The following is a 25,906-nucleotide window of genomic DNA, read 5'->3' as shown; positions in this document are numbered from 1 at the left end:
TCGCCAGCGCCCGTGTGTGGTTATAATCGGCCACTTTATGAGCAAGAAGCGCGTTATGCAGCTGGTTCGAGGCCTCCACAACCTGCGGCCCCAACATCGGGGCTGTGTCGCCACTATTGGCAACTTTGACGGTGTTCACCGTGGCCACCAGGCTATCCTGGCGCGGCTGCGCGAGCGTGCCCGGGAGCTGGGCGTGCCCAGCTGCGTGGTGATCTTCGAGCCGCAGCCGCGCGAGTACTTCGCCCCCGAGACGGCCCCGGCGCGCCTGGCGCGCCTGCGTGACAAGCTCGCGTTGCTGGCCGAGGAGGGCGTCGACCGCGTGCTGTGCCTGGCCTTCAACCAGCGCCTGAGCAAGCTCAGCGCCGCCGAGTTCGTCGACACCATATTGGTCGATGGCCTGGGTGTGCAGCACCTGGAGGTGGGGGATGACTTCCGCTTCGGCTGCGACCGCCTGGGCGACTTCGACTTCCTGATGCAGGCAGGCGTGGTCCAGGGCTTCACCGTGGAAGCGGCGCAGACCGTCGAGCTCGATGGCGTGCGCGTCAGCAGCACGCAGGTGCGCAAGGCCCTGGCCGCCGCCGATTTTTCCCTGGCCGAGCAGCTGCTCGGCCGCCCGTACCGCATTGCCGGGCGGGTGCTGCACGGCCAGAAGCTGGCCCGCCAACTGGGCTGGCCCACCGCCAACGTGCAGCTCAAGCGCCGTCGCGTACCGTTTACCGGGGTGTACCAGGTAAGCGCCGAAATCGACGGCACGCTATGGCCGGGAGTCGCCAACATAGGCGTGCGGCCAACCGTTGCAGGTGATGGCAGTGCCCACCTGGAAGTACATTTGCTGGACTTTGCCGGTGACCTCTATGGCCGGCGTTTGACGGTGGTATTCCACCACAAGCTGCGTGATGAGCAGCGTTTCGCCTCCCTTGAGGCGCTGAAGTCGGCGATCGATGCGGATGTCGCCGCCGCCCGAGCCTATGCCCTTGAGCATCGGCCAACTGCTAACCCAAGAGCCTGAAATGACCGACTACAAAGCCACGCTAAACCTTCCGGACACCGCCTTCCCAATGAAGGCCGGCCTGCCCCAGCGCGAGCCGCAAACTCTGCAGCGCTGGGACAGCATTGGCCTGTACCAGAAGCTGCGTGAGATTGGCAAGGACCGTCCAAAGTTCGTCCTGCACGACGGTCCTCCGTACGCCAACGGCAGCATTCACATCGGTCATGCGGTCAATAAGATCCTCAAGGACATGATCATCCGTTCCAAGACCCTGGCCGGCTTCGATGCGCCGTACGTGCCGGGCTGGGACTGCCATGGCCTGCCGATCGAGCACAAGGTGGAAGTCACCCACGGCAAGAACCTGGGTGCCGACAAGACCCGCGAACTGTGCCGCGCCTACGCCAGCGAGCAGATCGAGGGCCAGAAGGCCGAGTTCATCCGCCTGGGTGTGCTGGGTGACTGGGCCAACCCGTACAAGACCATGAACTTCACCAACGAGGCCGGCGAGATCCGTGCCCTGGCGGAAATGGTCAAGAACGGTTTCGTGTTCAAGGGCCTCAAGCCGGTGAACTGGTGCTTCGACTGCGGTTCGGCCCTGGCCGAGGCGGAAGTGGAATACCAGGACAAGAAATCCGACACCATCGACGTAGCCTTCAACGTCGCCGACCAGCAGAGCCTGGCCGACGCGTTCGGCCTGCCGGGCCTGGAAAAGACCGCCGCCATCGTCATCTGGACCACCACCGCGTGGACCATCCCGGCCAACCAGGCGCTGAACGTGCATCCGGACTTCACCTACGCCCTGGTGGACGTCGGTGACCGCCTGCTGATCCTGGCCGAAGAGCTGGTGGAAGCCTGCTTGAGCCGCTACGGCCTGACCGGTAACGTCATTGCCACCGCCAAGGGTTCGGCCCTGGAAAACATTCACTTCCAGCACCCGTTCTACCACCGCACTTCGCCAGTCTACCTGGCCGAGTACGTGGAACTGGGCGCCGGCACCGGCGTGGTTCACTCGGCGCCTGCCTACGGTGAAGACGACTTCGTGACCTGCAAGAAGTACGGCATGGTCAACGACGACATCCTCAACCCGGTGCAGAGCAACGGCGTGTACGTGGACTCGCTGGAGTTCTTCGGTGGCCAGTTCATCTGGAAGGCCAACCCGAACATCATCGCCAAGCTGGCCGAAGTCGGCGCGCTGATGAACACCGAGACCATCAGCCACAGCTACATGCACTGCTGGCGCCACAAGACCCCGCTGATCTACCGCGCCACCGCGCAGTGGTTCGTGGGCATGGACAAGCAGCCGACCGAAGGCGCCACCCTGCGCAACCGCGCGGTGAAAGCCATCGAAGAGACCAAGTTCGTCCCGGCCTGGGGCCAGGCGCGCCTGCACTCGATGATCGCCAACCGTCCGGACTGGTGCATCTCGCGTCAGCGCAACTGGGGCGTGCCGATCCCGTTCTTCCTGCACAAGGAAAGCGGCGAGCTGCACCCACGCACCGTCGAGCTGATGGAAGAAGTCGCCAAGCGCGTCGAAGTGGAGGGCATCGAGGCCTGGTTCAAGCTGGACGCCGCCGAGCTGCTGGGCGCCGAAGCTGCCCAGTACGACAAGATCAGCGACACCCTGGACGTGTGGTTCGACTCCGGTACCACCCACTGGCACGTGCTGCGCGGTTCGCACCCGATGGGCCACGAGACCGGCCCGCGCGCCGACCTGTACCTGGAAGGTAGCGACCAGCACCGCGGCTGGTTCCACTCGTCGCTGCTGACCGGCTGCGCCATCGACAACCACGCGCCGTACCGCGAGCTGCTGACCCACGGCTTCACCGTGGACGAGAACGGCCGCAAGATGTCCAAGTCGCTGGGCAACGTCATCGCCCCGCAGAAGGTCAACGACACCCTGGGCGCCGACATCATGCGCCTGTGGGTATCGGCCACCGACTACTCGGGCGAAATGGCCGTGTCGGACACCATCCTGCAGCGCAGCGCCGACGCCTACCGTCGTATCCGCAATACCGCGCGCTTCCTGCTGTCGAACCTGTCGGGCTTCAACCCGGCCACCGACCTGCTGCCGGCCGAGGAAATGATCGCCCTGGACCGCTGGGCCGTCGACCGCGCCCTGCTGCTGCAGCGCGAGCTGGAAGAGCACTACGGCGAATACCGCTTCTGGAACGTGTACTCCAAGATCCACAACTTCTGCGTGCAGGAGCTGGGTGGTTTCTACCTGGACATCATCAAGGACCGCCAGTACACCACCGGCGCCAACAGCACCGCACGCCGTTCGTGCCAGACCGCGCTGTTCCACATCTCCGAGGCGCTGGTGCGCTGGATCGCGCCGATCCTGGCGTTCACCGCCGACGAGCTGTGGCAGTACCTGCCGGGCGAGCGCAACGAATCGGTGATGCTCAACACCTGGTACCAGGGCCTGACCGAACTGCCGGAAGGCTTCGAGCTGGGTCGCCAGTACTGGGAAGGCGTGATGGCGGTGAAGACCGCGGTCAACAAGGAACTGGAGAACCAGCGTGCGGCGAAAGCCATCGGTGGCAACCTGCAGGCCGAAGTCACCCTGTACGCCGACGAAACCGTGAGCGCCGACCTGGCCAAGCTGGGCAACGAGCTGCGCTTCGTGCTGATCACCTCCAAGGCCACGGTCGCGCCGTTCGTCGATGCCCCGGCCGATGCCGTGGTCACCGAAGTGGCGGGCCTGAAGCTGAAAGTGGTCAAGTCCGGCTACACCAAGTGCGCCCGTTGCTGGCACTTCCGCGATGACATCGGCGTGAACGCCGAGCATCCGGAAATCTGCGGCCGTTGCGTCGACAACATCAGCGGTGCCGGTGAGGTACGTCACTATGCCTAAGGCCGATGCCGGGCGCTTCGGGCGCCTGGGCTGGCTCTGGCTGAGCGTGCTGGTCCTGGTCCTCGACCAGGCCAGCAAGTTCTACTTCCAGAGCAACCTGAGCCTGTACCAGCAGATGGTGGTCATTCCCGACTACTTCAGCTGGACCCTGGCCTACAACACCGGTGCGGCGTTCAGCTTCCTGGCTGACAGCTCGGGCTGGCAGCGCTGGCTGTTCGCGCTGATCGCCGTGGTGGTCAGCGCGGTGCTGCTGGTGTGGCTCAAGCGCCTGGGGCGCAACGAGAACTGGCTGGCCGTGGCGCTGGTGCTGGTATTGGGCGGCGCGCTGGGCAACCTGTACGACCGCATCGTGCTGGGCCACGTGATCGACTTCGTGCTGGTGCACTGGCAGAACCGCTGGTACTTCCCGGCGTTCAACCTGGCCGACAGCGCCATTACCGTGGGCGCCGTGATGCTGGCCCTGGATATGTTCAAGAGCAAGAAAACCGGAGAAGCGGTCAATGACTGAGCAGCGTATCGCTCAAAACACCGAAGTGACCCTGCACTTCGCCTTGCACCTGGAAAACGGTGACACCGTCGACAGCACCTTCGACAAGGCCCCGGCCGTGTTCAAGGTGGGCGACGGCAACCTGCTGCCAGGCTTCGAGGCCGCCATCTTCGGCTTCAAGGCCGGGGACAAGCGCACCGTGGTCGTGCCGCCGGAGAACGCCTTCGGTCAGCCCAACCCGCAGAACGTGCAAATCATGCCACGCTCCCAGTTCCAGGACATGGAGCTGTCGGAAGGGCTGCTGGTGATTTTCAACGACGCGGCCAATACTGAACTGCCTGGCGTGGTAAAAGCGTTCGACGACGCGCAAGTGACCGTCGACTTCAACCACCCGCTGGCTGGCAAGACTCTGAACTTCGAAGTGGAAATCATCGACGTCAAGGCTCTTTGAGCCTGACGCCAGCGCGCTGACACGAGGCCTAGCATGCAAATCAAACTCGCCAACCCCCGTGGCTTCTGCGCTGGCGTGGACCGGGCGATCGAAATCGTCAACCGCGCCCTGGAAGTCTTCGGCCCGCCGATCTATGTGCGCCATGAAGTGGTGCACAACAAGTTCGTGGTCGAAGACCTGCGCAACCGCGGGGCCATCTTCGTCGAGGAACTGGACCAGGTGCCGGACGACGTCATCGTCATCTTCAGCGCCCACGGGGTTTCCCAGGCCGTGCGCCAGGAAGCCGCGGGCCGTGGCCTGAAGGTGTTCGACGCCACCTGCCCGCTGGTGACCAAGGTGCACATCGAGGTCGCCCGCTACAGCCGTGACGGCCGCGAATGCATCCTGATCGGCCACGCCGGCCACCCCGAGGTGGAAGGCACCATGGGCCAGTACGACGCCACCAACGGCGGCACCATCTACCTGGTGGAAGACGAGAAGGACGTTGCCACGCTCGATGTGCGCAACCCCGACAACCTCGCCTTCGTCACCCAGACCACCCTGTCGATGGACGACACCAGTCGCGTCATCGACGCCCTGCGCGCACGCTTCCCCAACATCGGCGGCCCGCGCAAGGACGACATCTGCTACGCCACGCAAAACCGCCAGGACGCGGTCAAGCAGCTGGCCGACGAGTGCGACGTGGTGCTGGTAGTGGGCAGCCCCAACAGCTCCAACTCCAACCGCCTGCGCGAGCTGGCCGAACGCATGGCCACCCCGGCGTACCTGATCGACGGTGCCGAGGACATGCAAAAGGCCTGGTTCGACGGCGTGCAGCGCATCGGCATCACCGCCGGCGCGTCGGCACCCGAAGTGCTGGTGCGCGGCGTGATCGACCAGCTGCATGCGTGGGGCGCCACGGGCGCCGAGGAACTGGACGGCCGCCCGGAGAACATCACGTTCTCGATGCCCAAGGAACTACGCGTCAAGGCGATCTGAACGTTGTACTGAACAAAGGGCCTCATGGGCCCTTTTGTTTGTCAGGTGCACGCGGCCGGACATGGCCACCACCACCTGATAATCGCTGTAGCCCAGCCCATCGCACACATGGATAGTACCGGCCAGAAAGCCGCCGCCTTCCAGCCTTCCCCAGCCATTGGCATTGAAGCGCACCTGCTCACGCACCGGGCCGTTGCCTTGCACCCGCACCTTGGGGTTGCCCTGGTGCACCCGTAACACTGCCTCGTCAGGCGCCACCACGATCCGCCAGCCGTTGGCCCAGTTCCCTTCCAGTGGATGCATCAGCACATCGCGGCCACGCAGCACCGCCTCGGTGCGCGCGGCACGCAGGCTGTCGTGCAGCTCCTGCGCCAGCACCTGGCGACGCAGTGCCTGGGTCATGCCCTGGTAGTGGGGCACTGCCAGATGCATCAGTACCCCCGCGACCGCCGTGGCGATCATCAATTGCAGCAGTGAAAAACCTTGTTGGTGCATGCCGGTGCTCCTTGCGTGGCAAACCCGAGACGTCTTTGTACAGATGAACGCTGATCCCTCTGGAACAACCGTATATCCTGTGCCGTGCTTTGGCGCAGGCACTGCTGGTTTATAGTCCAGCGCATCCGGGGGGAGTGGGGAAAATGGATTCAAGACGTAATGGATTTACCATGGTGGAGATGGTGGTGACCGTGGCGATATTGGCGATCATGGCCGCTGTCGCATTGCCTTCCTTCAGCACCCTGATCGCTAACAACCGTGCCGACTCCGAGACTGGTGACCTGTACCGGGCCCTCAACTACACCCGGCTGGAAGCCATCAATCGCGGCTTGAGCGTGCGTATCACGCCGGCCAGCCCAGGCGTCTGGACCGGCGTGCTGAACATCACCCTGAGCTCCACGGGTACTACATTGCGGGTCATACCGGGCATGTCCAGCAGCGCGGGCCTGACGTTCAACACGGCACCCACCTACATCGAATTCAACAACCTTGGGGGGCTGACCTACCCGGCGGCCGCGCTCACGTTCACCTACACCCAGGCTACGGTCACCCGCAACCTTGGGGTATGCCTGAACGGGCGCGTGGTATTGAGCGGGGTATGCTCATGAGCTTGAAACCGATGCAGCGGGGCTTCTCGCTTATTGAGGTGCTGGTGGCCTTGCTGGTGATGTGCATCGGCTTGCTGGGGGCAGCGGCCATCCAGCTCAATGCCTTGAAATACACCGACAGTTCATCCATGCGTACCCAGGCAAGCTTCATAGCCTATGACATGCTGGACCGTATCCGCGCCAACAGTGGGGCGAATTACAGCCTGGCCTCGGCCAAGGCCGTAGCGACCAGCACCGACACCACCAACCCGCGTGCGTACGACTGGTCCGACTTCAAGAGCAATATCGCCACCTTCAGCAACAACACGGGGGAAGGCACCATTGCCATCGCCAGCAACGTGATTACCATCACTATTACCTGGGATGATTCGCGTGCCGGAATGTCACTCAACGCCATTAATGCCACCACGGTAACCAACCCCACCACCACGCAGACCTTCACGCTGGTCTCCAGAGCTTTCAACAACGCCACGGTGACCCAATGAGAAAGCAGGCAGCCGGCTTCGGGCTGATCGAGTTGATGGTGGCGTTGACCCTGGGGCTGGTCATCCTGCTGGGGGTGACGCAGATTTTTGTCTCCGCAAAAAACACCTACCTGGCGCAGAACGCCGCCGCGGCAATGCAGGAAGACGCCCGCTACGGTCTCAGCAAAATGCTCCAGGAGGTGCGTATGGTGGGCATGTTCGGCTGCATCGCCACGGTGACGGCCGATGCCAGTGCCCCTGATTTCCAGCTGGCAGCTGCCAAGCCGATCAGCTACGTCACCACTGGCACCACGCAAGTGTTGACGCTGATTACCGGTGATGTCGGCAGCAGTGGTGGCGTACCCAATTGGACAATTCTCACCGATTGCATCACCAGCCCGGCCACGGCCTACGGCGGCGCCAAGGCCGCGGGCACCGGGCAGATGGCATTGCCGATCCGCAAGGTCATCTACACCTACAACAGCAGCGCGCAGACCTTGACCACCACCGTTGGTACCACGGCGTACACGTTGCTGAGCAATGTCAGCAGCTTCGGCGTGATGTTCGGCGTGGCCACCGACACCAGCCTTTCCAGCCCCATCACGTCCTACAGCGCCGCACCCGTCACGCCCGGCCTGATCCGCAGTGTGCGGATCAGCTTGACCCTCACCGACCCCAATGGCCGATTGCAGCCGCGCACGTTCGCGGCCGTGGCGGGCATTCGCAACCGCTTGCCCTGAAGGAGGCGCCCTTGAGCAACCTGCGAAATATCAGCTGCGCCCCCGGCGGCGGAAGGCAGCAGGGCATGGTGTTGTTAGTGGCACTGGTGATGTTGCTGCTGATCACCATGATCGGCGTCTCGTCCATGCAGAACGCCACTCTCCAGGAAAAGATGGCCAATAGTGCGCAGACCCGCAACACCACCTTCCAGGCTGCCGAAGCCGCACTGCGCGTGGGCGAAAACGCGGTGGCCGCCACCTCGTACAGCCTCACGGCCTGCTCGGGCGTCGCCGGCTGCGCGCCGCCGCCAGCGTCGGACTACAACAACGTCACCGCGGCAGGGGTGTACGGCACTGCGGGCATCACCTGGGTCGCCGTGGGCACCACCGGTTTCTACGGCGTGCAGTTGGTGGGCACCACCAGCGATCCGGTGAACAACACCTCGGGTACCACCAGCGCCTCGCTCTATCGCATCACGGCCATCGGCTTCACCGCGGTAGCCACGACCAACCCGCGCAGCGTGGTGGAGAGCATCTATGTCAAGTAACAAGCAGCCATTGCCACGGTGGCTGAGCCTGCTCATGGGGTTGGTGCTGACCCTGTTCATCGGCACCCCCGCTGACGCGTTCGCGCCCTCGACTTCGCCGCTGTTGAGCGCCGCCGCCGTGCCGCCCAACCTCATGCTGCTGGTGGACAACTCCGGCAGCATGGACAGCATCCTGATGGACTCGGGCTTCAACTCCGCACTGACTTACCCCACCAGCTACGCAGTAACGCGCGGGTGCATCCTGTTCATCTGTGGTGGCTATGCCCCGGGTAACGCCATCAGCAACGGTAGCGCCGACTACGTGTTCGTGGGCAATCTCAGCACCTCCTACTGCAGCAGCGGCCAATATTCGTTCTACAAGAATGCCACCACCGTGCTCTGCCTGACGCTGCCCGACCCCCGTGGCAGCGGCCTGACCCGCTACCCGATCAACTACATCAACTACCTGGTGGCCCAGGCCATCGCCGGCAACACCATCACGGTGACCAACAGCACGCGGATCCTCACGGCCATCAGCGTGGCCACCAGCCTGATCACCGCCAACCGGGCGCTGCGCATCGGCCTGGCCACCTTCAACCCGCCGACCAACTCAGACCCCGGCCCCGGCGGCAAGATCGCCCAGGCTATCAGTGACCTGTCGCCGGTGGCGGCAAGCGGCACGGTGACCGCCGTCAGCCAGGCCACGGCGGACAGCAACTTCAACAACCTGAAGAACTCCATCGCCGCGCTGACCGCCAGCTCCAACACGCCGCTGGCAGAAACCTACTACGAAATCACCCGCTACATGCGCGGCATGGCGCCGTACTACAACTCCACGCCCAACACCTACACCAGCCCCATCCAGTGGCGTTGCCAGAAAAACTTCGGCGTGGTGATCACCGACGGCCTGCCCACCTATGACCGGACGTTCCCGACCAACGATCCTCTGGGTGGCAAAAACCTGCCCAACTGGGACGGCATCAACAACGACGGCAACAACCTCAACGGCGATGCCGAGGGCGACACGCTGTACCTCGATGACCTTGCCAAGTTCGCCTACGACATCGACATGCGCACTGCCAGCAACGGCACCGATGCCGCCGGCAAGAGCTGGGACGCGGTGGACTTCCCCACGCAGAACATGTCGACCTACGCCGTGGGTTTCACCGCCAGCAACCAGATGCTGCTCGACACCGCCAGCTATGGCCACGGCAAGTATTACCTGGCCACCGACAGCGCCACCCTGACCACTGCGTTGTCCTCGGCGTTGAGCGACATCACCTCCAAGGCGGGCTCCGGGGGCGCCGGTACCACCAGTTCATCCACCCTGAGCGCGAGCACGGCCTATTACCAGACCCTGTATGACCCGGTGGACTGGCGCGGCATCGTCAACAACTACCCACTCAGCAGCACCGGGGTCATCGGCACCACGCCCACCTGGACCACCAACACCACCATGGCGGCAGGCACCATCACGCCGCTGTTCGAGTCGTACAACACCAGCACCGCCGCGCCCATCACCATGGCCTACGGCAACTACTCGAGCGCGCAGCAGGCGGTGCTCAACGCCAACCTGCCCACCGGCATCACCGGTGCCAACCTGGTGGCCTGGAGCCAGGGCACCAACATCACCGGGCTGCGCACGCGCAGCGTGCTGATGGGCGATATCATCAACTCGACCCTGGCCCTGGCATCGCCCACCGCGCAAACCGCTTCGGACCTGACCAACGACACCACGTACACCGCCTACCTGGCCACCAAGGCCGCCGGCATGACCGCCAGCCTGGTGGTGAACGCCAACGACGGCTACACCAACGTCCTCAACGCCGCGACGGGCGCGCGGACCTACGCCTACATGCCCTCGACGGCGCTGGCATCGTTGTACAAGGTGTCGGACACCGGCTACATCAATGGCACTGCCCACGCGTTCCTCAACGATGGGCAGATAGGCATCTACGATGCGCAGATCAACAGCGGCTGGAAGACCCTGGCGCTGGGAGGCACCGGGGCCGGTGGCAAGGCCTACGAGGCTATCCAGCTGTACGACGCCACCGCCGGCAACGTGGTCAAGGCGCTGTGGGAATTGCGCCCCGACACCGCCACGGCGTTCGCCAACCTGGGCTACGCCTATTCGAAGCCGGAAGTGGCGCGCATGCCCGATGGCACCTGGGCCGCGTTCATCGCCAACGGCTATGGCAGCACCAAAGGCGTGGCTTCGCTGTTCGTGGTGAACCTGGCCACCGGTGCGCTGATCAAGGAGATCGTCGCCGAGAGTACCAACGGCAGCAACGGGCTGTCGTCAGTGAAGCTCAAGGTCAACGCCTCCAACGTGGTGCAGGCTGCCTACGGCGGCGACCTGCTGGGGCACATGTGGAAGTTCGACCTCAGCAGCACTTCCACGGCCAGCTGGGGCGTGGCGTTTTCCGGCAACCCGCTGTTCACCGCCCCAGGCGGCGCCAACCAGCCCATTACCGCGCAACCGCTGCTGATCAACAACACCACCAGCGGCAAGATGGTGTACTTCGGCACTGGCAAGCTGCTGGAAACAGCGGACAAGACCACCACCGCCGCCCAGGGGTTCTACGCGGTGTGGGACGCCGACAACGGTGCCGGCAACTACACCGTGGCCAACCTGCAGCCCCAGTCGATCACCGCCATCACCACCGTGGGCACCAGCCAGTACTTGCTGACATCCACGACGGCCACCAACTATGCCTCGCTCAAGGGCTGGTACCTGCCGCTGGTGCTGGGTACCCAGCTGACCGGCCAGCGGGTGATCTACCCGGCCCTGACCACCAACGGGCGGATCATCTTCACCACGGCCTACGTCGATACCACCGACCCCTGTTCCAGCCAGGGCTCGGGCTACCTTGTGGAGCTGGACGCCATCAATGGCAGCATGTTCAGCTACCCGGTCCTGGACACCACGGGGGACCTGCTGGTCAATTCAAGTGACACTATCGTCGCCGGGGTTTACTACTCGACGGGTATCCCCAACATCAACGCTATCCTTTCGACCAATGGCGCCCAGGTGAAAATCGTCAACCTGTCCAGTGGCGAGAAAAAGTCCCAAGGGGAGCTGGGGGTGACAACGTCGCCAGGGCGGATCATGTGGCGGCAAATTCAATGAAGGAACATGAGCATGCGTAGCAAGACAGCTGGCTTTACCTTGGTAGAACTGATGGTCGTGGTGGCGATCGTTGGCATCCTGGCCGCCATTGCCTATCCCTCGTACACCAACTACGTGAGGCGCACGCACCGGGCGGAGATCGTCGAGCTTATGTCGGAGACGGCGCAGAACCTGGAGCGTTTCTATTCTAAGACCGGTTCTTACGCCGATGGCACCTCGAGCTTCACGCCGCCGTCAAGCAACGCCTGGTACACCGTGCAGTTCACCAGCCGCCTGGCGACCACTTATACCCTGACAGCCACGCCGATTGCCGGTACCTTGATGGCATCTGATACCTGCGGCATCTTTACCCTGCAGCAGGATGGCACCCGCACTGTCAGCGGCTCCACCAGCCTGGCCACCTGCTGGGGCCGTTGATCACCTTTTCACCCTTGGACCAAGCATGCCCACACAACAAGAACTGATCATCGTCGGCGGCGGCGTCATCGGCCTGCTGACCGCCCTCAACCTGGCCCCCCACGTGGGCCATATAACCCTGCTGGACCGTTCAGGCCTGGGCCAGGAGTCGTCGTGGGCGGGCGGCGGCATCGTCTCGCCGCTGTACCCCTGGCGTTACAGCGCGGCGGTGACGGCGCTGGCGCATTGGTCCCAGGACTTCTACCCGCAACTGGGCGCGCGGCTGTTTGCCGACACCGGCATCGACCCTGAGGTGCATACCACCGGCCTGTACTGGTTGGACCTGCCCGACGAGGACGAAGCCCTGGCCTGGGCGGTGCGGTTGAACCGGCCCCTGAGCAAGGTGGATATTTCCGCAGCCTACGACGACGTGCCAGTGCTGGGCGGTGGCTACCGCAGCGCGGTGTACATGGCCGACGTGGCCAACGTGCGTAACCCGCGCCTGGTGAAGTCGCTGAAGGCTGCGCTGCAGGCCTGCGCCAACGTCACCGTGCGTGAGCATTGCGAGGTGCGCGGCTTCCTGCGCGACGGGCAGGCAGTGGTCGGGGTGGACACGGCCGAGGGCGTGCTACGTGCCGACCAGGTGGTGCTGACCGCTGGCGCCTGGAGCGGCGACCTGCTGGAAAGCCTGGGCGTGCGTTTGCCGGTGGAGCCGGTGAAGGGCCAGATGATTTTGTTCAAGTGCGAGGCGGACTTCCTGCCGAGCATGGTGCTGGCCAAGGGGCGCTACGCGATCCCGCGGCGCGACGGGCATATCCTGGTGGGCAGCACGCTGGAGCATGAAGGTTACGACAAGACGCCGACCGTCAGTGCGCTGGAAAGCCTCAAGGCTTCGGCCGTGGAACTGTTGCCGGCGCTGGCGCAGGCGACGCCGGTGAAACACTGGGCGGGCTTGCGGCCAGGGTCGCCGGAAGGCATCCCGTTCATTGGCCGGCTGGAAGGTTTCGAGGGTTTGTGGCTCAACTGTGGCCACTACCGCAACGGCCTGGTGCTGGCGCCGGCCTCGTGCCAGCTGTTCGCCGACCTGATGCTGGGGCGCGAGCCGATCATCGACCCCGCCCCCTACAACCCCACCGAACGTTTGGCATAGCCGCGTAGCCGTAGTTCCAGGAAAGTCGCGTGGGCCCCGGACGCAGCCTTCGGCAGCTGCTACGACGTCCCTGTAGCAGCGGTCGCAGACCGCGTCACGGGCACCACGTAGTTCCAGGAAGGCCGCGTAGGGTGCAGCGGTTCTTTTACTCCAGGCCCAGCTTCTTCAACCGATAACGCATCGACCGGAACGACAGGCTCAGCCGTTGCGCCGCTGCCGTGCGGTTCCACCTGGTTTCTTCCAGGGCTTGCAGGATCAGCTTGCGCTCGATGTTCTCGAGGAAATCTTCCAGGTTGTCGACGTTGGTCAGGTCGGGCAGGCCGCCTTCGGTGGTCGGGGCCGATTCGCTCAGGCGCAGGTCGCTGGGCTCGATACGCTCGTTCTCGCACAGGGTGTAGGCGCGTTCGAGCATGTTCTCCAGCTCGCGCACGTTGCCGGGGAAACGGTAGCCCTTCAGGGTTTCCAGCGCCGCCGGGCTCAGTTGCGCCGGGGGCAGGCCGCTGCCGTGGGCCAGGCGCTTGAGCACGCGAGTGGCCAGCAGGGCGATGTCTTCGCGGCGTTCGCGCAAGGAAGGCACGCGCAGTTCGATGACGTTGAGGCGGTAGTAGAGGTCCTGGCGAAAACGCCCGGCTGCCACTTCGGCGTTCAGGTCCTTGTGGGTGGCGCAGAGGATGCGCACGTCCACCACCACCTCGCTCTGGCCGCCGATGCTGCGCACCGCCTTCTCCTGGATGGCACGCAACAGTTTCACCTGCATGGCCAGCGGCAGGTCGGCGACCTCGTCGAGGAACAGCGTGCCGCCGTTGGAGGCCTGGAACAGTCCGGGCTTGTCTTCCACGGCGCCGGTAAAGCTGCCTTTGCGGTGGCCGAAGAATTCGCTCTCCATCAGCTCCGAGGGAATGGCGCCGCAGTTCACCGGCACGAACGGCAGTTCGGCGCGCGGGCCTTGCTCATGGATCAGCCGCGCCACCAGCTCCTTGCCGCTGCCCGACTCGCCACTGATGTACACCGGCGCCTGGCTGCGCGCCAGCCGGCCGATCTGCTTGCGCATGGCCAGCATCGGTGGCGAGTCGCCCAGCAGGCGGTCGTCGATGCTCTGCTCGCTGCCGGCCGGGCCTTGCAGGCGCAGGGCGCTGGCCACCAGCTCGCGCAGGCGCGCCAGGTCCACGGGCTTGGTCAGGAAATCGAAGGCACCGGCCTTGAGGGCGTTGATGGCGGTGTCGAGGCTGCCATAGGCGGTGATCATCGCCACCGGCAGCTGGGGAAAGCGTTGCTGGATATGTTGCACCAGCTCAAGGCCGGTGCCATCGGGCAGGCGCATGTCGGTCAGGCACAGGTCGAACGGCTCGCGGGCCAGCAGCTCGCGGGCTTCCTTGACGTTGCGCGCGCTGCGCGTGTCGAGTTTCATCCGGCCCAGGGTGATTTCCAGGAGTTCGCGGATATCCGGCTCATCGTCGACGATCAGGATCTTTTGCCGTTGGCTCATGTTCAACTCAGCTTCCGTGCATGGGCGAACGTGATACGCAGGCAACTGCCGCCGCGTTCACGTGGCTTGTAGTCTAGGTGCGCCTGGTTGCTTTCGCACAGTTCACGGGAAATGTAGAGGCCCAATCCTGTTCCTTTGGTTTCGGTGGTGAAGAAAGGTTCGAAGATGTGTTGCAGTTGATCGGCTGAAAAACCCGGGCCATCATCCAGCACGTCGAGAATCGGCAGGCCGTTGGTCGGGTCGACGAACAGGTTCAGCCACACTTGGGCCTGGCCATGGGCGTGGGCGCTGTAGCGCAGGCCGTTTTCCACCAGGTTGCTGAGCACCTGGGTCAGGTGGTGCGGGTCCATGCGGGTCTCGATCGGCCCGTCGGTAACATACAGGTGCAGGGCCTGGCGCGGCGTGGCGGTGGTGCGGAAGTCGGCGAGGAAGCGCTCGAGGAACGCCCGCAGGTCCAGCGGCTCGGGCTCGGCCTGGCGGCGCCGGGACAGCTGCAGCACGTTCTCGATGATCAGGTTCATGCGCTTGGACTGGTCCTTGATAATCTCGGTCAGGCGCAGGTCGGCGGGGTCGAGGTTTTCCGACTCCTGCAACAACTGGCCGGCGTGGCTGATGGCCCCCAGCGGGTTGCGGATCTCATGGGCGATGCCCGCGGTCAGCCGGCCCAGGGCAGCCAGCTTGAGTTGCTGGGCCTGTTGGGCGACCTGCGAGAGGTCTTCGAGGAACACCAGGGTCTGCTGCTGCTCGCCGCGGCGCAGGGCGATGAAGCTGGGCTGCACCGAAGGGCCGGTGGGCGTGAACTTCAGGCTGCGCAGGCGCAGGGTAGGGTTGGTGCGCCACTGTAGCAGGCGCTCCACCAGCTCCGGTGAGTAGGCGGTGATCAATTGGCCGCCCAGGTTGAACTGGCCGATCAGCTTGAGCGCGCCTTCGTTGGCCAGCTGCACGCGGTTGACCGTATCCAGCACCAGGATGCCGGTGCGCATGCGCTGCAGGATCAGCGCGTTGAGCTCTTCCAGGTTGGTGACGTCGCTGGCGCGCTGCTCGGCCAGGCTCTCGCTGACCCGCAGCAGCCGCGTCAGGGCCTGCACCATCAGCGCCACGGCAAAGCACAGCACCCCCAGTGTGCTGGCCTGCACGTAGTTGGTGGCGGAGTTGGGGCGCAGGAAGTTCAGGTAGAAGGTCAGGTAGATGATGCCGATGCTGCCCAGCGCGGCGATCAGCAGGCCGTTGCGCCCGCGCAGCAGCAGGTTGCTCATGGCCACCGAGGCGATCATCAGGTTGCCAATGCCGCTGCCCGTGCCGCCACCGGCGTAGAACAGCCCCGAGAGCATGAGGATGTCGAGCAGCGCCAGGGCGAACACGTGGCCGGGCGGGCGCAGCTTTTCCAGGAGGATGACGGCGGCGATGTTGAACAACAGGTAGGCCCAGCTGCCCGTGCGGAACCAGGCGCCGTTGGCCAGCTCCAGCAGCTTGTCATCCATGTTGCTGGAAATCAGCAGGATCAGGGTGATGCCGATGGTCAGGCGGTACAGATGGTACAGGCGCAGCAGGCGCCGCGCCTGGGGGCCGCCCGGCAGGAAGGTCTCAGCGCTCACGTGGCGCCGGGCCCTGGTCCAGGTGCGCCTGGCTGCAGTACCACTGCTGGCCGTTGCCCAACGCGCGGTTCTGCGGCAGGTGCACGCCACAGTGGGCGCAGCGCACCATCAGCAGCGGCTGGTCGTTGCCGGTGCGGGCCGGGCCCTGGGGCCGTGGCTTGATCTTGCGCCATAGCCACAGGATGGCGAAGACAATGGCGATCCAGAAAATCAGGCGAATCATGTTCAGCGGCTCGAACTTGAGGGAGATGCGGCAGTGTAGGAGCGGGCCGGGCAGGGGACAAGCGGTGCCGGGTATCGGCGGTGATATCTTTTTGATGGCGCCTGCTTTGTAGCCGCTGCCGCCAGGCTGCGCTGGTCCGCGAGTACACCCGTGGGGCATCTGGTGTATGAAAGGGCCAGCGCAGCCTGCGGCAGCGGCTACAGGTGCAGGGGCGAGAAATATATTTCTGCGGATACAAAAAAAGAGGCCCGAAGGCCTCTTTTTCAATGCAGCGTTGCTCAGTCGAACAGGCCGAAGGTCAGGTAGCTGAAGAAGCCGCGCTTCTTCTTCGGTGCGTCGTCTACCGGCTTGGCCGGCTCGTCGGCGGTACCGCCCTGGTCTTTTGGCAGCAGCTCGTGCGGGATGGCGTCCTTGTCGTCCTGGAACTGTTTGGTCAGCTCCTGGTTGGCGCGGGTCTCACCCGGTGGCAGTGGCGCGCTGGTGCCTACCAGGCCCAGGGTGGCCTTGGTCAGCCACGAGCGGTTGTCCGCCTCGGCCTGTTGCGGCACGAACTTGCCGTCCACCAGTTGCGGGTGGTCAGGGTAGTTCAGCTTCAGGGTTTCCAGGCTGGTGGCGGCCAGGTCGTCCAGGCCCATGCGCTGGTAGGCTTCCACCATCACGGCCAGGCCGTCACCCACGGACGGGGTTTCCTGGAAGTTTTCCACCACGTAGCGGCCACGGTTGGCGGCGGCGACGTAGGCCTGACGGGTCAGGTAGTAGTCGGCCACGTGGATCTCGTAGGCCGCCAGCAGGTTGCGCAGGTAGATCATGCGCTGCTTGGCGTCAGGGGCGTAGCGGCTGTTGGGGTAGCGGCTGGTCAGCTGGGCGAACTCGTTGTAGGAGTCGCGGGCTGCACCCGGGTCACGCTTGGTCATGTCCAGCGGCAGGAAGCGCGCCAGCAGGCCGCGGTCCTGGTCGAACGAGGTCAGGCCCTTGAGGTAGTAGGCGTAGTCGACGTTCGGGTGCTGGGGGTGCAGGCGAATGAAACGCTCGGCAGCCGACTTGGCTGCTTCAGGCTCGGAGTTCTTGTAGTTGGCGTAGATCAGCTCGAGCTGCGCCTGGTCGGCGTAGCGCCCGAACGGATAGCGGGAGTCCAGCGCCTTCAGCTTGGCGGTGGCGCTGGTGAAGCTGTGGTTGTCCAGATCGGCCTGCGCCTGCTGGTACAGCTCGGTTTCGCTCAGGTTTTCGTCGACCACTTCCTTCTTCGACGAACAGGCGGCCGTGAGTCCGAGGATGGCGATCAGCAGCAGGTGTTTCACTTGCATGGCGGCTTGCGTCCCTATGACGGCCGCTGTCTTGGGCGTGACCGTCCTGTTATGATGAGCGCCCCGTGGAAGCCTCGGGGCAAAAGACGCCGTATTTAACCACAAGCGTGCAGCCGAAACCAAAGGCTGTGCCGCCGCACAGTCCGAGCATGTCCGAGATCATACAACTTAGCGCAGAGGTACCGTCCGAATTGGGCGGCCAACGCCTCGATCAAGTCGCCGCACAATTGTTCGCCGAGCACTCTCGCTCGCGCCTTTCCGCCTGGATCAAAGAAGGCCGCCTGACCGTGGACGGTGGCGTGCTGCGCCCACGTGACATCGTTCACGGCGGCGCCATCCTGGCCCTTTCCGCCGAACAGGAAGCCCAGGGCGAGTGGATCGCCCAGGACATCGAGCTGGACATCGTCTACGAGGACGACGACATCCTGGTCATCAACAAGCCTGCGGGCCTGGTGGTGCACCCGGCTGCTGGCCACGCCGATGGCACCCTGCTCAACGCCTTGCTGCACCACGTGCCGGACATCATCAATGTCCCGCGCGCCGGCATCGTGCACCGCCTGGACAAGGACACCACGGGCCTGATGGTGGTCGCCAAGACCATCCAGGCGCAGACCAAGCTGGTCGCGCAGCTGCAAAGCCGTACCGTCAGTCGGATTTATGAGTGTATCGTCATCGGCGTGGTCACCGCCGGGGGCAAGATCAACGCCCCCATCGGTCGCCACGGCCAGCAGCGCCAGCGCATGGCGGTCATGGAAGGCGGCAAGCCAGCCGTCAGCCACTACCGCGTGCTGGAGCGCTTCCGCTCGCACACCCACGTGCGGGTCAAGCTGGAAACCGGCCGTACCCACCAGATCCGCGTGCACATGTCGCACATCAACTTCCCGTTGGTGGGTGACCAGGCCTACGGCGGGCGCTTCCGCATTCCGCCGGCCGCCAGCGCGACCATGGTCGATGCCCTGAAGACCTTCCCGCGCCAGGCGCTGCACGCGCGCTTCCTGGAGCTGGAACACCCCACCACCGGCCAGCGCATGAGCTGGGAATCGCCACTGCCGGATGATTTCGTCTGGCTGCTGTCGCTGCTCAAGCAGGACCGCGAGGCGTTCGTCGGATGAGTGACCTGACGCAGGACCTGATTTTCCCCGATTGGCCGGCACCGGCCAACGTGAAGGCCTGCGTCACCACGCGAGAGGGCGGCGTCAGCGCCGCGCCTTTCGAGCATTTCAACCTCGGTGACCACGTGGGCGACGCGCCCGCGGCGGTGGCCGAGAACCGCCTGCGCCTGACGCGCACGTTCGGCATCCAGCCGGCGTGGCTCAAGCAGGTGCACGGCATCCACGTGGCGCACGCCAACCCGGCGGTCATCGCCGAGGCGGACGCCAGCTGGACGGCCACCCCCGGCATCGCCTGCACGGTGATGACCGCCGACTGCCTGCCCGCGCTGTTCTGCGACCGCGCCGGCACCCGCGTGGGCGCTGCCCATGCCGGCTGGCGCGGGCTGGCCGCCGGGGTGCTGGAGGCCACGGCGGAAAGCCTGGCGGTGCCGGCCAGCGAGATCCTGGTCTGGCTGGGCCCGGCCATCGGCCCGCGCAACTTCGAGGTGGGCGCCGAGGTGCGCGACATCTTCATGGCCAGCCACCCGCAGACCGCAGCAGCCTTCGTGCCGGGCGCCGCGCCGGGCAAGTTCATGGCCGATATCTACGCCCTGGCGCGCCTGCGCCTGGCGGCGATGGGCATTACCGCGGTGTACGGCGGTGGTGAATGCACCATCGAGGATCTACGCTTCTTCTCCTACCGGCGTGCGCCGCAGACCGGCCGCTTCGCGTCGCTGATCTGGCTCGATAACGCCTGACCACGACACTTCGTAGCCGCTGCCGCAAGGCTGCGCTGGCCTGTGTGAACCCTGAAAATCTTCAGCGAGGCACGGGGCCAGCGCAGCCTTCGGCAGCGGCTACGGGTAGTGTGCGTTATTGATGTGGGTCAAGCCCCTGCCGCTTGAATCTTGAACAATACCCCCCATCTATATCGGTATCTCAGGCAGGTTTTTCTTCATCAGGTGTGTCCATCGCTCCGGCCTGCCCCTATAGGAAGGTGACATATGCGTATAGACCGTTTGACCAGCAAGTTGCAGTTGGCGCTGTCCGATGCCCAATCCCTGGCGGTGGGCATGGACCACCCGGCCATCGAGCCTGCGCATTTGATGCAGGCCTTGCTCGACCAGCAGGGCGGGTCCATCAAGCCGCTGCTGATGCAGGTGGGCTTCGACGTGAACAGCCTGCGCAAGGAATTGAGCAAGGAGCTCGACCGCCTGCCGAAAATCCAGAACCCTACCGGCGACGTCAACATGTCCCAGGACCTGGCGCGCCTGCTCAACCAGGCCGACCGCCTGGCGCAGCAGAAGGGCGACCAGTTCATCTCCAGCGAGCTGGTGCTGCTGGCGGCCATGGACGAGAACAGCAAGCTGGGCAAGCTGCTGCTCGGCCAGGGCGTGAGCAAGAAAGCCCTGGAGAACGCCATTACCAACCTGCGCGGCGGCGAGGCGGTGAATGACGCCAACGCCGAAGACTCGCGCAAGTCCCTGGAAAAATTCACCGTTGACCTGACCAAGCGCGCCGAAGAGGGCAAGCTGGATCCGGTCATCGGTCGTGACGACGAAATTCGTCGCACCATCCAGGTGTTGCAGCGCCGTACCAAGAACAACCCCGTTCTGATCGGCGAACCGGGCGTGGGCAAGACCGCCATCGTCGAGGGCCTGGCCCAGCGCATCATTAATGGCGAAGTGCCGGACGGCCTGCGCGGCAAGCGCCTGCTGTCCCTGGACATGGGCGCGCTGATCGCCGGTGCCAAGTTCCGCGGCGAGTTCGAAGAGCGCCTCAAAGGCGTGCTCAACGACCTGTCCAAGCAGGAAGGGCAGATCATTCTGTTCATCGACGAACTGCACACCATGGTCGGCGCCGGCAAGGGCGAGGGCTCCATGGACGCTGGCAACATGCTCAAGCCGGCCCTGGCCCGTGGCGAGCTGCACTGCGTGGGCGCCACCACGCTCAATGAGTACCGCCAATATATAGAGAAGGACGCGGCCCTTGAGCGGCGCTTCCAGAAAGTGCTGGTGGACGAGCCGAGCGAGGAGGACACCATCGCCATCCTGCGCGGCCTGAAGGAGCGCTACGAGGTGCACCACAAGGTGGCGATCACCGACGGCGCGATCATTGCCGCGGCCAAGCTCAGCCATCGCTACATCACCGACCGCCAGCTGCCGGACAAGGCCATCGACCTGATCGACGAAGCCGCCAGCCGCATCCGCATGGAAATCGACTCCAAGCCTGAAGTGCTGGACCGCCTGGAGCGTCGCCTGATTCAACTCAAGGTCGAGTCCCAGGCCCTGAAGAAAGAAGACGACGAAGCGGCGATCAAGCGCCTGGAGAAGCTGACCGAGGAAATCGCCCGCGTCGAGCGTGAGTACGCCGACCTGGAAGAGATCTGGACCTCGGAGAAAGCCGAAGTGCAGGGCTCGGCGCAGATCCAGCAGAAAATCGAACAGTCGCGCCAGGAGCTGGAAGCCGCCCGCCGCCGTGGCGACCTGAGCCGCATGGCCGAGCTGCAATACGGGGTGATCCCGGACCTGGAGCGCAGCCTGCAGATGGTCGACCAGCACGGCAAGAGCGACAACCAGTTGTTGCGCAGCAAGGTCACCGAGGAAGAGATCGCCGAAGTCGTGTCGAAGTGGACCGGCATTCCGGTGGCGAAGATGCTCGAAGGCGAGCGCGAGAAGCTGCTGAAAATGGAAAGCCTGCTGCACAAGCGCGTGATCGGCCAGAACGAGGCCGTGGAAGCGGTTTCCAGCGCCGTGCGCCGCTCCCGTGCCGGCCTGGCGGATCCGGATCGCCCCAGCGGCTCGTTCATGTTCCTGGGCCCTACCGGCGTGGGCAAGACCGAGCTGTGCAAGGCCCTGGCCGAGTTCCTGTTCGACACTGAGGAGGCCATGGTGCGTATCGACATGTCTGAGTTCATGGAGAAACATTCCGTGGCTCGCTTGATCGGTGCACCACCGGGCTACGTCGGCTATGAAGAGGGCGGCTACCTGACCGAGGCCGTGCGCCGCCGGCCATACTCGGTGGTGTTGCTGGACGAAGTGGAGAAGGCTCACCCGGACGTGTTCAACGTGCTGCTGCAGGTGCTGGACGACGGCCGCCTGACCGACAACCAGGGCCGCACCGTGGACTTCCGCAACACCGTGATCGTGATGACCTCCAACCTGGGCTCCGCGCAGATCCAGGAGCTGGTGGGGGACCGCGAGGCCCAGCGTGCCGCAGTGATGGACGCGGTAAGCTCGCACTTCCGGCCGGAGTTCATCAACCGTATCGACGAGGTGGTGGTGTTCGAGCCGCTGGCCCGCGACCAGATCGCCGGCATCACGCAAATCCAGCTCGGCCGCCTGCGCCGCCGCCTGGCCGAGCGCGAGCTGAACCTGGAGCTGAGCGAAGAGGCGTTGGACAAGCTGATTGCCGTGGGTTACGACCCTGTGTATGGCGCGCGGCCGCTGAAGCGCGCGATCCAGCGCTGGATCGAGAACCCGTTGGCGCAGTTGATTCTGTCCGGGCAGTTCCTGCCGGGCACGACCATTACCGCCAGCGTGGCGGACGACGAAATCGTCTTCGCCTGATGGTTGAGTCTCTGTAGCCGCTGCCGTCAGGCTGCGCTGGCCCTGTAGTACACCCGGGAAATTACAGGTGTGCCATAGGGCCAGCGCAGCCTGCGGCAGCGGCTACGGCGTTTCGGGCCTGGAAAATCGGCACTTTGAAAAAAATTGCAGCTAAATGCATGTTTCTATTTGCATTTCTGAAAAAGGTTGAGTAAAGTTCGCCTCGCTGTAACGGCAACCCACAGATCACCACGCTACACCGGGATCTGAAAATAGTTTGAAATTCAGTAAGTTGAATGAAAATTAGGGGTTGACAAGGGTTTTGAAGGTTGTAGAATAGCGCGCCTCAGAGGCACTAACGTAGCGATACGGGAAAGCCGAAGAGTTCGAAGCGGTAGGAATACAGATTCGAAACTTGCAGTACTGAAATTGCAGCATCTGAAATTGATAGTTCCGTGATAGCTCAGTCGGTAGAGCAAATGACTGTTAATCATTGGGTCCCAGGTTCGAGTCCTGGTCACGGAGCCAAATTTCATATCGGGGTATAGCGCAGTCCGGTAGCGCGCCTGCTTTGGGAGCAGGATGTCAGGAGTTCGAATCCCCTTACCCCGACCATTTTTGGGTCGTTAGCTCAGTTGGTAGAGCAGTTGGCTTTTAACCAATTGGTCGTAGGTTCGAGTCCCACACGACCCACCATTTTTGACTCCAGTTCGCTGGGTCAGATCTTAAAAGCCCTTCCGGGTAACACTGGGAGGCATCAAAAAAGGCGCCTTCTGGGTGCCTTTTTTGTACCGGGGTATAGCGCAGTCCGGTAGCGCGCCTGCTTTGGGAGCAGGATGTCAGGAGTTCGAATCCCCTTACCCCGACCATCTTCAGAAAAAAGGCGTCCCTCGTGGACGCCTTTTTTTATGCCTGAAAAACTTCACCGACTCCAAACACGATCCGTAGCCGCTGCCGCCAGGCTGCGCTGGCCCTTGTGAACGCTGAAAAAGTCCAGTGGGGCATAGGGCCAGCGCAGCCTGCGGCAGCGGCTACGGGTATCAGGCTTTGACGGTCATTCGGCTACCTAGCCGATACCGCGAAGACGGATGGGTGAGCTTCACATAGGTCACCGCCCGCTCCGCATTCCACGTGCGCCGCAGCAGCACCAGGCAGGCCTCGTCCATCTCCATCTGCAGCAGCCGAGCTTCCTCCTCGCTGGGGTGCCCGGCTTCGACGATGTGCTCCATCTCGTCCGGGCGAATCACCTGCAGCAGGTAGCTGGCAGGTTGCAGCTGGGCGCCAAAGTCCTGTGCCAGCAGCTGCGGGATCAGGTCCGGGTTCACGTAGCGATCTTCCAGCTGCACCGGCACCCCTTCCTCCAGGTGCACGCACAGCAGGTGAAACACCGATGCACCAGTGGCCAGGCCCATGGCGGCCGCCACCTGCAGGGACGCGGCTTCACGCCCCATGTGCAGCATGCGGCATTCATAACGGTGGCCACGGGCGAGGATCTCGTCGCCGATATTGCTGATGCGCATCAGGTTGGACTGCGGCTTGGGCTCGGCCACGAAAGTCCCCACGCCGTTCACCCGCACCAGCCGGCCTTCCTCGGCCAGCTCGCGCAGGGCGCGGTTGACGGTCATGCGCGACATGCCCAAGGTCTGCACCAACTGGTTTTCCGAGGCAATCAGGTCGCCGGGCTTCCAATGCCCGGCGTGGACCTTGTCCAGCACGAAGTCCTTGGCGCGTTGGTACAGCGCCTGGGCGGGCCGGGTGTTCATCCCTGGTACAGCTCGGCGAAGGCCAGCCAGCGGCCGAATACGCCATCTTCCACCCAGCTGCGGGCGGCGGCGATGTCCGGGGCGAAGTAGCGATCTTCGTCGTAGTGGGCCACGCCCTCGCGGATGAAGCGCATGACTTCGGTGAGCTTTGGCGAGGTCTGCAGCGGTGCCAGCAGGTCGATGCCCTGCGCTGCGCCCAGCAGTTCGATGGCGACCACGGCGCTGCTGTTGCCGGCCATGTCCAGCAGGCGGCGGGCGGCGAAGGTGGCCATGGACACGTGGTCTTCCTGGTTGGCGGAAGTGGGCAGGCTGTCGATGGAGGCGGGGTGGGCCAGGGTCTTGTTTTCCGAGGCCAGGGCGGCGGCGGTGACCTGGGCGATCATGAAACCAGAGTTCAGGCCGCCTTCGCGCACCAGGAAAGCCGGCAGGCCGGACAGCGCCGGGTCCACCAGCTGCGCGGTGCGGCGCTCGGACAGCGCGCCGATTTCCGAGATGGCCAGGGCCAGCACGTCGGCGGCCATGGCCACCGGTTCGGCGTGGAAGTTGCCGCCCGACAGCACGTCACCGTCGGCGCTGAACACCAGCGGGTTGTCGGACACGGCGTTGGCTTCGCGCAGGAATACCCCGGCGGCGAAGCGCATATGATCCAGGCAGGCGCCCATCACCTGTGGCTGGCAGCGCAGGGAGTAAGGGTCTTGCACGCGCTTGCAGTCGGCGTGGGACTGGCGGATCTCACTGGTGGCGCCCAGCAGGTCGCGGTAGTAGGCCGCAGCGGCGATTTGCCCGGGCTGGCCACGCACCGCCTGGATGCGTGGGTCGAACGGTACGGCCGAGCCTTTCAGCGCTTCCACGGTCAGGCTGCCGGCAACCACGGCGGCGCTGAACAGTTTCTCCGCGGCGAACAGCCCGCGCAGGGCCAGGGCGGTGGACACCTGGGTGCCGTTGATCAGCGCCAGGCCTTCCTTCGGGCCCAGCTCCAGCGGCGTCATGCCAGCGATGGCCAGGCCCTCCACCGCGTCCATCTCACGGCCTTCATGGCGCACGCGCCCGACGCCAATCAGCACCGCCGACATATGCGCCAGGGGCGCCAGGTCGCCCGATGCGCCCACCGAGCCCTGGGACGGAATGCACGGGAACACCTTGGCCGCATACAACTGGCGCAACGCCTCGATCAGCTCCCAGCGCACGCCGGAAAAGCCACGGGCCAGGGACGCCACCTTGAGCGCCATGATCAGGCCGACGCTGGCGTCATCCAGTAGCGGGCCGGTGCCGGTGCAGTGCGACAGCAGCAGGTTGCGCTGCAGCTTGGCGAGCTTGTCGGTGGCGATGGAGGTGCGCGCCAGCAGGCCGAAGCCGGTGTTGATGCCGTAGACGGTGCGTTCGTTGGCGATGATCTGGCTGACGGTGTTGGCACTGGCCGCCACTACATCCCGGGCCGAGGCGTCGAGCTCGAAGGGAGCCTGGTGCTGATAGATGGCGCGCAGTTGGTCGAGGTCGAAATGGCCGGGCAGGATCTGCAGGGTGGCGGGCATGGCGGTGTCCTGGTGTCAGGTTGAGAGGGTAGCTATATAAGCCTGTATATACAGGTATAGCAAGAGCCCTGTCGCCGGTAAAGCGCAGCTTGTCGCAAATCCATACGCCACAAACGA

At 64.3% G+C, this 25,906-nt stretch carries 22 protein-coding genes and 4 tRNA genes; 19 read left to right on the top strand and 7 right to left on the bottom strand.

The window, feature by feature from the left end; genetic code table 11:
• Nucleotides 1-55: 55 nt before the first annotated feature.
• From ribF to ispH, 5 genes are read left to right on the top strand one after another with little or no spacing between them, the layout of a single operon-like run.
• Nucleotides 56-1,009 (top strand): bifunctional riboflavin kinase/FAD synthetase, encoded by a 954-nt coding sequence (gene ribF, locus RAM80_RS13115; RefSeq protein WP_416426958.1) that lies wholly within the window; start codon nt 56-58, stop codon nt 1,007-1,009.
• A gap of 1 nt (nt 1,010) precedes the next feature.
• Nucleotides 1,011-3,842 carry an isoleucine--tRNA ligase gene (gene ileS / locus RAM80_RS13110; protein ID WP_416426957.1) on the top strand — a complete coding sequence of 944 codons (2,832 nt, stop codon included), beginning with the start codon at nt 1,011-1,013 and terminating at the stop codon, nt 3,840-3,842.
• Nucleotides 3,835-4,350: a signal peptidase II gene (gene lspA / locus RAM80_RS13105; protein WP_416426956.1), complete on the top strand. Its 516-nt coding sequence runs from the start codon at nt 3,835-3,837 to the stop codon at nt 4,348-4,350. The genes ileS and lspA overlap by 8 nt, the downstream gene beginning before the upstream one ends.
• Nucleotides 4,343-4,780 (top strand): FKBP-type peptidyl-prolyl cis-trans isomerase, encoded by a 438-nt coding sequence (gene fkpB, locus RAM80_RS13100; RefSeq protein WP_416426955.1) that lies wholly within the window; start codon nt 4,343-4,345, stop codon nt 4,778-4,780. Before lspA ends, fkpB begins: the two co-directional genes overlap by 8 nt.
• A 33-nt stretch (nt 4,781-4,813) precedes the next feature.
• Complete coding sequence (gene ispH / locus RAM80_RS13095) at nt 4,814-5,758, top strand: 4-hydroxy-3-methylbut-2-enyl diphosphate reductase (RefSeq protein ID WP_416426954.1); 945 nt, start codon at nt 4,814-4,816, stop codon at nt 5,756-5,758.
• On the opposite strand, the gene RAM80_RS13090 is transcribed toward ispH, so the two are convergent.
• Nucleotides 5,738-6,253 carry a GspH/FimT family pseudopilin gene (locus RAM80_RS13090; protein ID WP_416426953.1) on the bottom strand — a complete coding sequence of 172 codons (516 nt, stop codon included), beginning with the start codon at nt 6,251-6,253 and terminating at the stop codon, nt 5,738-5,740. The two genes, ispH and RAM80_RS13090, sit on opposite strands and share 21 nt — an antisense overlap.
• Before the next feature lie 143 nt (nt 6,254-6,396).
• Here RAM80_RS13090 and RAM80_RS13085 point away from each other — a divergent pair, with 143 nt between their 5' ends.
• The 7 genes from RAM80_RS13085 to thiO all read left to right on the top strand — a co-directional run bounded on the left by RAM80_RS13085 (nt 6,397) and on the right by thiO (nt 13,247).
• Nucleotides 6,397-6,861, top strand: coding sequence for a GspH/FimT family pseudopilin (locus RAM80_RS13085; RefSeq protein ID WP_416426952.1), 465 nt, complete (start codon nt 6,397-6,399; stop codon nt 6,859-6,861).
• Nucleotides 6,858-7,346, top strand: coding sequence for a type IV pilus modification protein PilV (gene pilV, locus RAM80_RS13080; protein ID WP_416427471.1), 489 nt, complete (start codon nt 6,858-6,860; stop codon nt 7,344-7,346). Before RAM80_RS13085 ends, pilV begins: the two co-directional genes overlap by 4 nt.
• On the top strand, nt 7,343-8,065 hold the full coding sequence (locus RAM80_RS13075) for a PilW family protein (protein ID WP_416426951.1): 723 nt from the start codon (nt 7,343-7,345) through the stop codon (nt 8,063-8,065). Before pilV ends, RAM80_RS13075 begins: the two co-directional genes overlap by 4 nt.
• Nucleotides 8,066-8,130: 65 nt before the next feature.
• A complete protein-coding gene (locus RAM80_RS13070) occupies nt 8,131-8,592 on the top strand; it encodes a pilus assembly PilX family protein (protein WP_416427470.1) in 462 nt (153 codons plus the stop codon).
• On the top strand, nt 8,582-11,701 hold the full coding sequence (locus tag RAM80_RS13065) for a pilus assembly protein (protein ID WP_416426950.1): 3,120 nt from the start codon (nt 8,582-8,584) through the stop codon (nt 11,699-11,701). Before RAM80_RS13070 ends, RAM80_RS13065 begins: the two co-directional genes overlap by 11 nt.
• A 12-nt stretch (nt 11,702-11,713) precedes the next feature.
• Nucleotides 11,714-12,118, top strand: a complete 405-nt coding sequence (locus RAM80_RS13060) for a type IV pilin protein (protein WP_416426949.1) — start codon at nt 11,714-11,716, stop codon at nt 12,116-12,118.
• Between the two features lie 25 nt (nt 12,119-12,143).
• On the top strand, nt 12,144-13,247 hold the full coding sequence (gene thiO / locus RAM80_RS13055) for a glycine oxidase ThiO (protein ID WP_416426948.1): 1,104 nt from the start codon (nt 12,144-12,146) through the stop codon (nt 13,245-13,247).
• A 145-nt stretch (nt 13,248-13,392) separates the two neighbouring features.
• Here thiO and RAM80_RS13050 read toward each other — a convergent pair whose 3' ends face one another.
• From RAM80_RS13050 to RAM80_RS13035, 4 genes are all read right to left on the bottom strand, one after another.
• Complete coding sequence (locus RAM80_RS13050) at nt 13,393-14,733, bottom strand: sigma-54-dependent transcriptional regulator (protein ID WP_416426947.1); 1,341 nt, start codon at nt 14,731-14,733, stop codon at nt 13,393-13,395.
• A 2-nt stretch (nt 14,734-14,735) separates the two neighbouring features.
• Complete coding sequence (locus tag RAM80_RS13045; RefSeq protein WP_416426946.1) at nt 14,736-16,328, bottom strand: sensor histidine kinase; 1,593 nt, start codon at nt 16,326-16,328, stop codon at nt 14,736-14,738.
• Nucleotides 16,318-16,551 carry a PP0621 family protein gene (locus tag RAM80_RS13040; RefSeq protein WP_416426945.1) on the bottom strand — a complete coding sequence of 78 codons (234 nt, stop codon included), beginning with the start codon at nt 16,549-16,551 and terminating at the stop codon, nt 16,318-16,320. The genes RAM80_RS13045 and RAM80_RS13040 overlap by 11 nt, the downstream gene beginning before the upstream one ends.
• A gap of 278 nt (nt 16,552-16,829) precedes the next feature.
• Nucleotides 16,830-17,855, bottom strand: coding sequence for an outer membrane protein assembly factor BamD (locus RAM80_RS13035; protein ID WP_416426944.1), 1,026 nt, complete (start codon nt 17,853-17,855; stop codon nt 16,830-16,832).
• Between the two features lie 149 nt (nt 17,856-18,004).
• Between RAM80_RS13035 and rluD the strand changes: the two genes are divergently transcribed.
• From rluD to RAM80_RS13000, 7 genes are all read left to right on the top strand, one after another.
• Nucleotides 18,005-18,967, top strand: coding sequence for a 23S rRNA pseudouridine(1911/1915/1917) synthase RluD (gene rluD / locus RAM80_RS13030; RefSeq protein WP_416426943.1), 963 nt, complete (start codon nt 18,005-18,007; stop codon nt 18,965-18,967).
• Nucleotides 18,964-19,704, top strand: coding sequence for a peptidoglycan editing factor PgeF (gene pgeF, locus RAM80_RS13025; RefSeq protein ID WP_416426942.1), 741 nt, complete (start codon nt 18,964-18,966; stop codon nt 19,702-19,704). The genes rluD and pgeF overlap by 4 nt, the downstream gene beginning before the upstream one ends.
• A gap of 246 nt (nt 19,705-19,950) precedes the next feature.
• Nucleotides 19,951-22,515 carry an ATP-dependent chaperone ClpB gene (clpB, locus tag RAM80_RS13020; protein WP_416426941.1) on the top strand — a complete coding sequence of 855 codons (2,565 nt, stop codon included), beginning with the start codon at nt 19,951-19,953 and terminating at the stop codon, nt 22,513-22,515.
• Between the two features lie 431 nt (nt 22,516-22,946).
• A tRNA-Asn gene (locus RAM80_RS13015) sits at nt 22,947-23,022 on the top strand.
• Between the two features lie 10 nt (nt 23,023-23,032).
• Nucleotides 23,033-23,109: transfer RNA gene (locus RAM80_RS13010), tRNA-Pro, on the top strand.
• 5 nt (nt 23,110-23,114) lie between these two features.
• Nucleotides 23,115-23,190 (top strand) — tRNA-Lys (locus RAM80_RS13005).
• A gap of 96 nt (nt 23,191-23,286) precedes the next feature.
• A tRNA-Pro gene (locus tag RAM80_RS13000) sits at nt 23,287-23,363 on the top strand.
• A gap of 171 nt (nt 23,364-23,534) precedes the next feature.
• Here the strand turns inward: RAM80_RS13000 and hutC are convergent.
• Nucleotides 23,535-24,257 (bottom strand): histidine utilization repressor, encoded by a 723-nt coding sequence (gene hutC / locus RAM80_RS12995; protein ID WP_416426940.1) that lies wholly within the window; start codon nt 24,255-24,257, stop codon nt 23,535-23,537.
• The gene (hutH, locus tag RAM80_RS12990; protein ID WP_416426939.1) at nt 24,254-25,789 is read right to left on the bottom strand and encodes a histidine ammonia-lyase; all 1,536 of its coding nucleotides are present in this window, start codon (nt 25,787-25,789) and stop codon (nt 24,254-24,256) included. Before hutH ends, hutC begins: the two co-directional genes overlap by 4 nt.
• Nucleotides 25,790-25,906 lie beyond the last annotated feature (117 nt).

The sequence above is a fragment of the Pseudomonas sp. App30 genome (assembly GCF_047947025.1).
In the GTDB taxonomy this organism is placed as follows: domain Bacteria; phylum Pseudomonadota; class Gammaproteobacteria; order Pseudomonadales; family Pseudomonadaceae; genus Aquipseudomonas.
Note: the sequence above shows the minus strand (reverse complement) of the source record. Positions and strands in the feature narration are given on the sequence as shown.

What these genes read in the sequence shown, in the direction of transcription:
- lspA (WP_416426956.1), top strand. Translation starts at nt 3,835, where the DNA reads ATGCCTAAGGCCGATGCCGGGCGCTTCGGGCGCCTGGGCTGGCTCTGG.
- RAM80_RS13035 (WP_416426944.1), bottom strand. Translation starts at nt 17,855, where the DNA reads ATGCAAGTGAAACACCTGCTGCTGATCGCCATCCTCGGACTCACGGCC.
- RAM80_RS13075 (WP_416426951.1), top strand. Translation starts at nt 7,343, where the DNA reads ATGAGAAAGCAGGCAGCCGGCTTCGGGCTGATCGAGTTGATGGTGGCG.
- hutC (WP_416426940.1), bottom strand. Translation starts at nt 24,257, where the DNA reads ATGAACACCCGGCCCGCCCAGGCGCTGTACCAACGCGCCAAGGACTTC.
- RAM80_RS13090 (WP_416426953.1), bottom strand. Translation starts at nt 6,253, where the DNA reads ATGCACCAACAAGGTTTTTCACTGCTGCAATTGATGATCGCCACGGCG.
- RAM80_RS13060 (WP_416426949.1), top strand. Translation starts at nt 11,714, where the DNA reads ATGCGTAGCAAGACAGCTGGCTTTACCTTGGTAGAACTGATGGTCGTG.
- RAM80_RS13085 (WP_416426952.1), top strand. Translation starts at nt 6,397, where the DNA reads ATGGATTCAAGACGTAATGGATTTACCATGGTGGAGATGGTGGTGACC.
- rluD (WP_416426943.1), top strand. Translation starts at nt 18,005, where the DNA reads ATGTCCGAGATCATACAACTTAGCGCAGAGGTACCGTCCGAATTGGGC.
- RAM80_RS13040 (WP_416426945.1), bottom strand. Translation starts at nt 16,551, where the DNA reads ATGATTCGCCTGATTTTCTGGATCGCCATTGTCTTCGCCATCCTGTGG.
- thiO (WP_416426948.1), top strand. Translation starts at nt 12,144, where the DNA reads ATGCCCACACAACAAGAACTGATCATCGTCGGCGGCGGCGTCATCGGC.
- pgeF (WP_416426942.1), top strand. Translation starts at nt 18,964, where the DNA reads ATGAGTGACCTGACGCAGGACCTGATTTTCCCCGATTGGCCGGCACCG.
- RAM80_RS13065 (WP_416426950.1), top strand. Translation starts at nt 8,582, where the DNA reads ATGTCAAGTAACAAGCAGCCATTGCCACGGTGGCTGAGCCTGCTCATG.
- fkpB (WP_416426955.1), top strand. Translation starts at nt 4,343, where the DNA reads ATGACTGAGCAGCGTATCGCTCAAAACACCGAAGTGACCCTGCACTTC.
- ileS (WP_416426957.1), top strand. Translation starts at nt 1,011, where the DNA reads ATGACCGACTACAAAGCCACGCTAAACCTTCCGGACACCGCCTTCCCA.
- clpB (WP_416426941.1), top strand. Translation starts at nt 19,951, where the DNA reads ATGCGTATAGACCGTTTGACCAGCAAGTTGCAGTTGGCGCTGTCCGAT.
- hutH (WP_416426939.1), bottom strand. Translation starts at nt 25,789, where the DNA reads ATGCCCGCCACCCTGCAGATCCTGCCCGGCCATTTCGACCTCGACCAA.
- ribF (WP_416426958.1), top strand. Translation starts at nt 56, where the DNA reads ATGCAGCTGGTTCGAGGCCTCCACAACCTGCGGCCCCAACATCGGGGC.
- RAM80_RS13070 (WP_416427470.1), top strand. Translation starts at nt 8,131, where the DNA reads ATGGTGTTGTTAGTGGCACTGGTGATGTTGCTGCTGATCACCATGATC.
- ispH (WP_416426954.1), top strand. Translation starts at nt 4,814, where the DNA reads ATGCAAATCAAACTCGCCAACCCCCGTGGCTTCTGCGCTGGCGTGGAC.
- pilV (WP_416427471.1), top strand. Translation starts at nt 6,858, where the DNA reads ATGAGCTTGAAACCGATGCAGCGGGGCTTCTCGCTTATTGAGGTGCTG.
- RAM80_RS13050 (WP_416426947.1), bottom strand. Translation starts at nt 14,733, where the DNA reads ATGAGCCAACGGCAAAAGATCCTGATCGTCGACGATGAGCCGGATATC.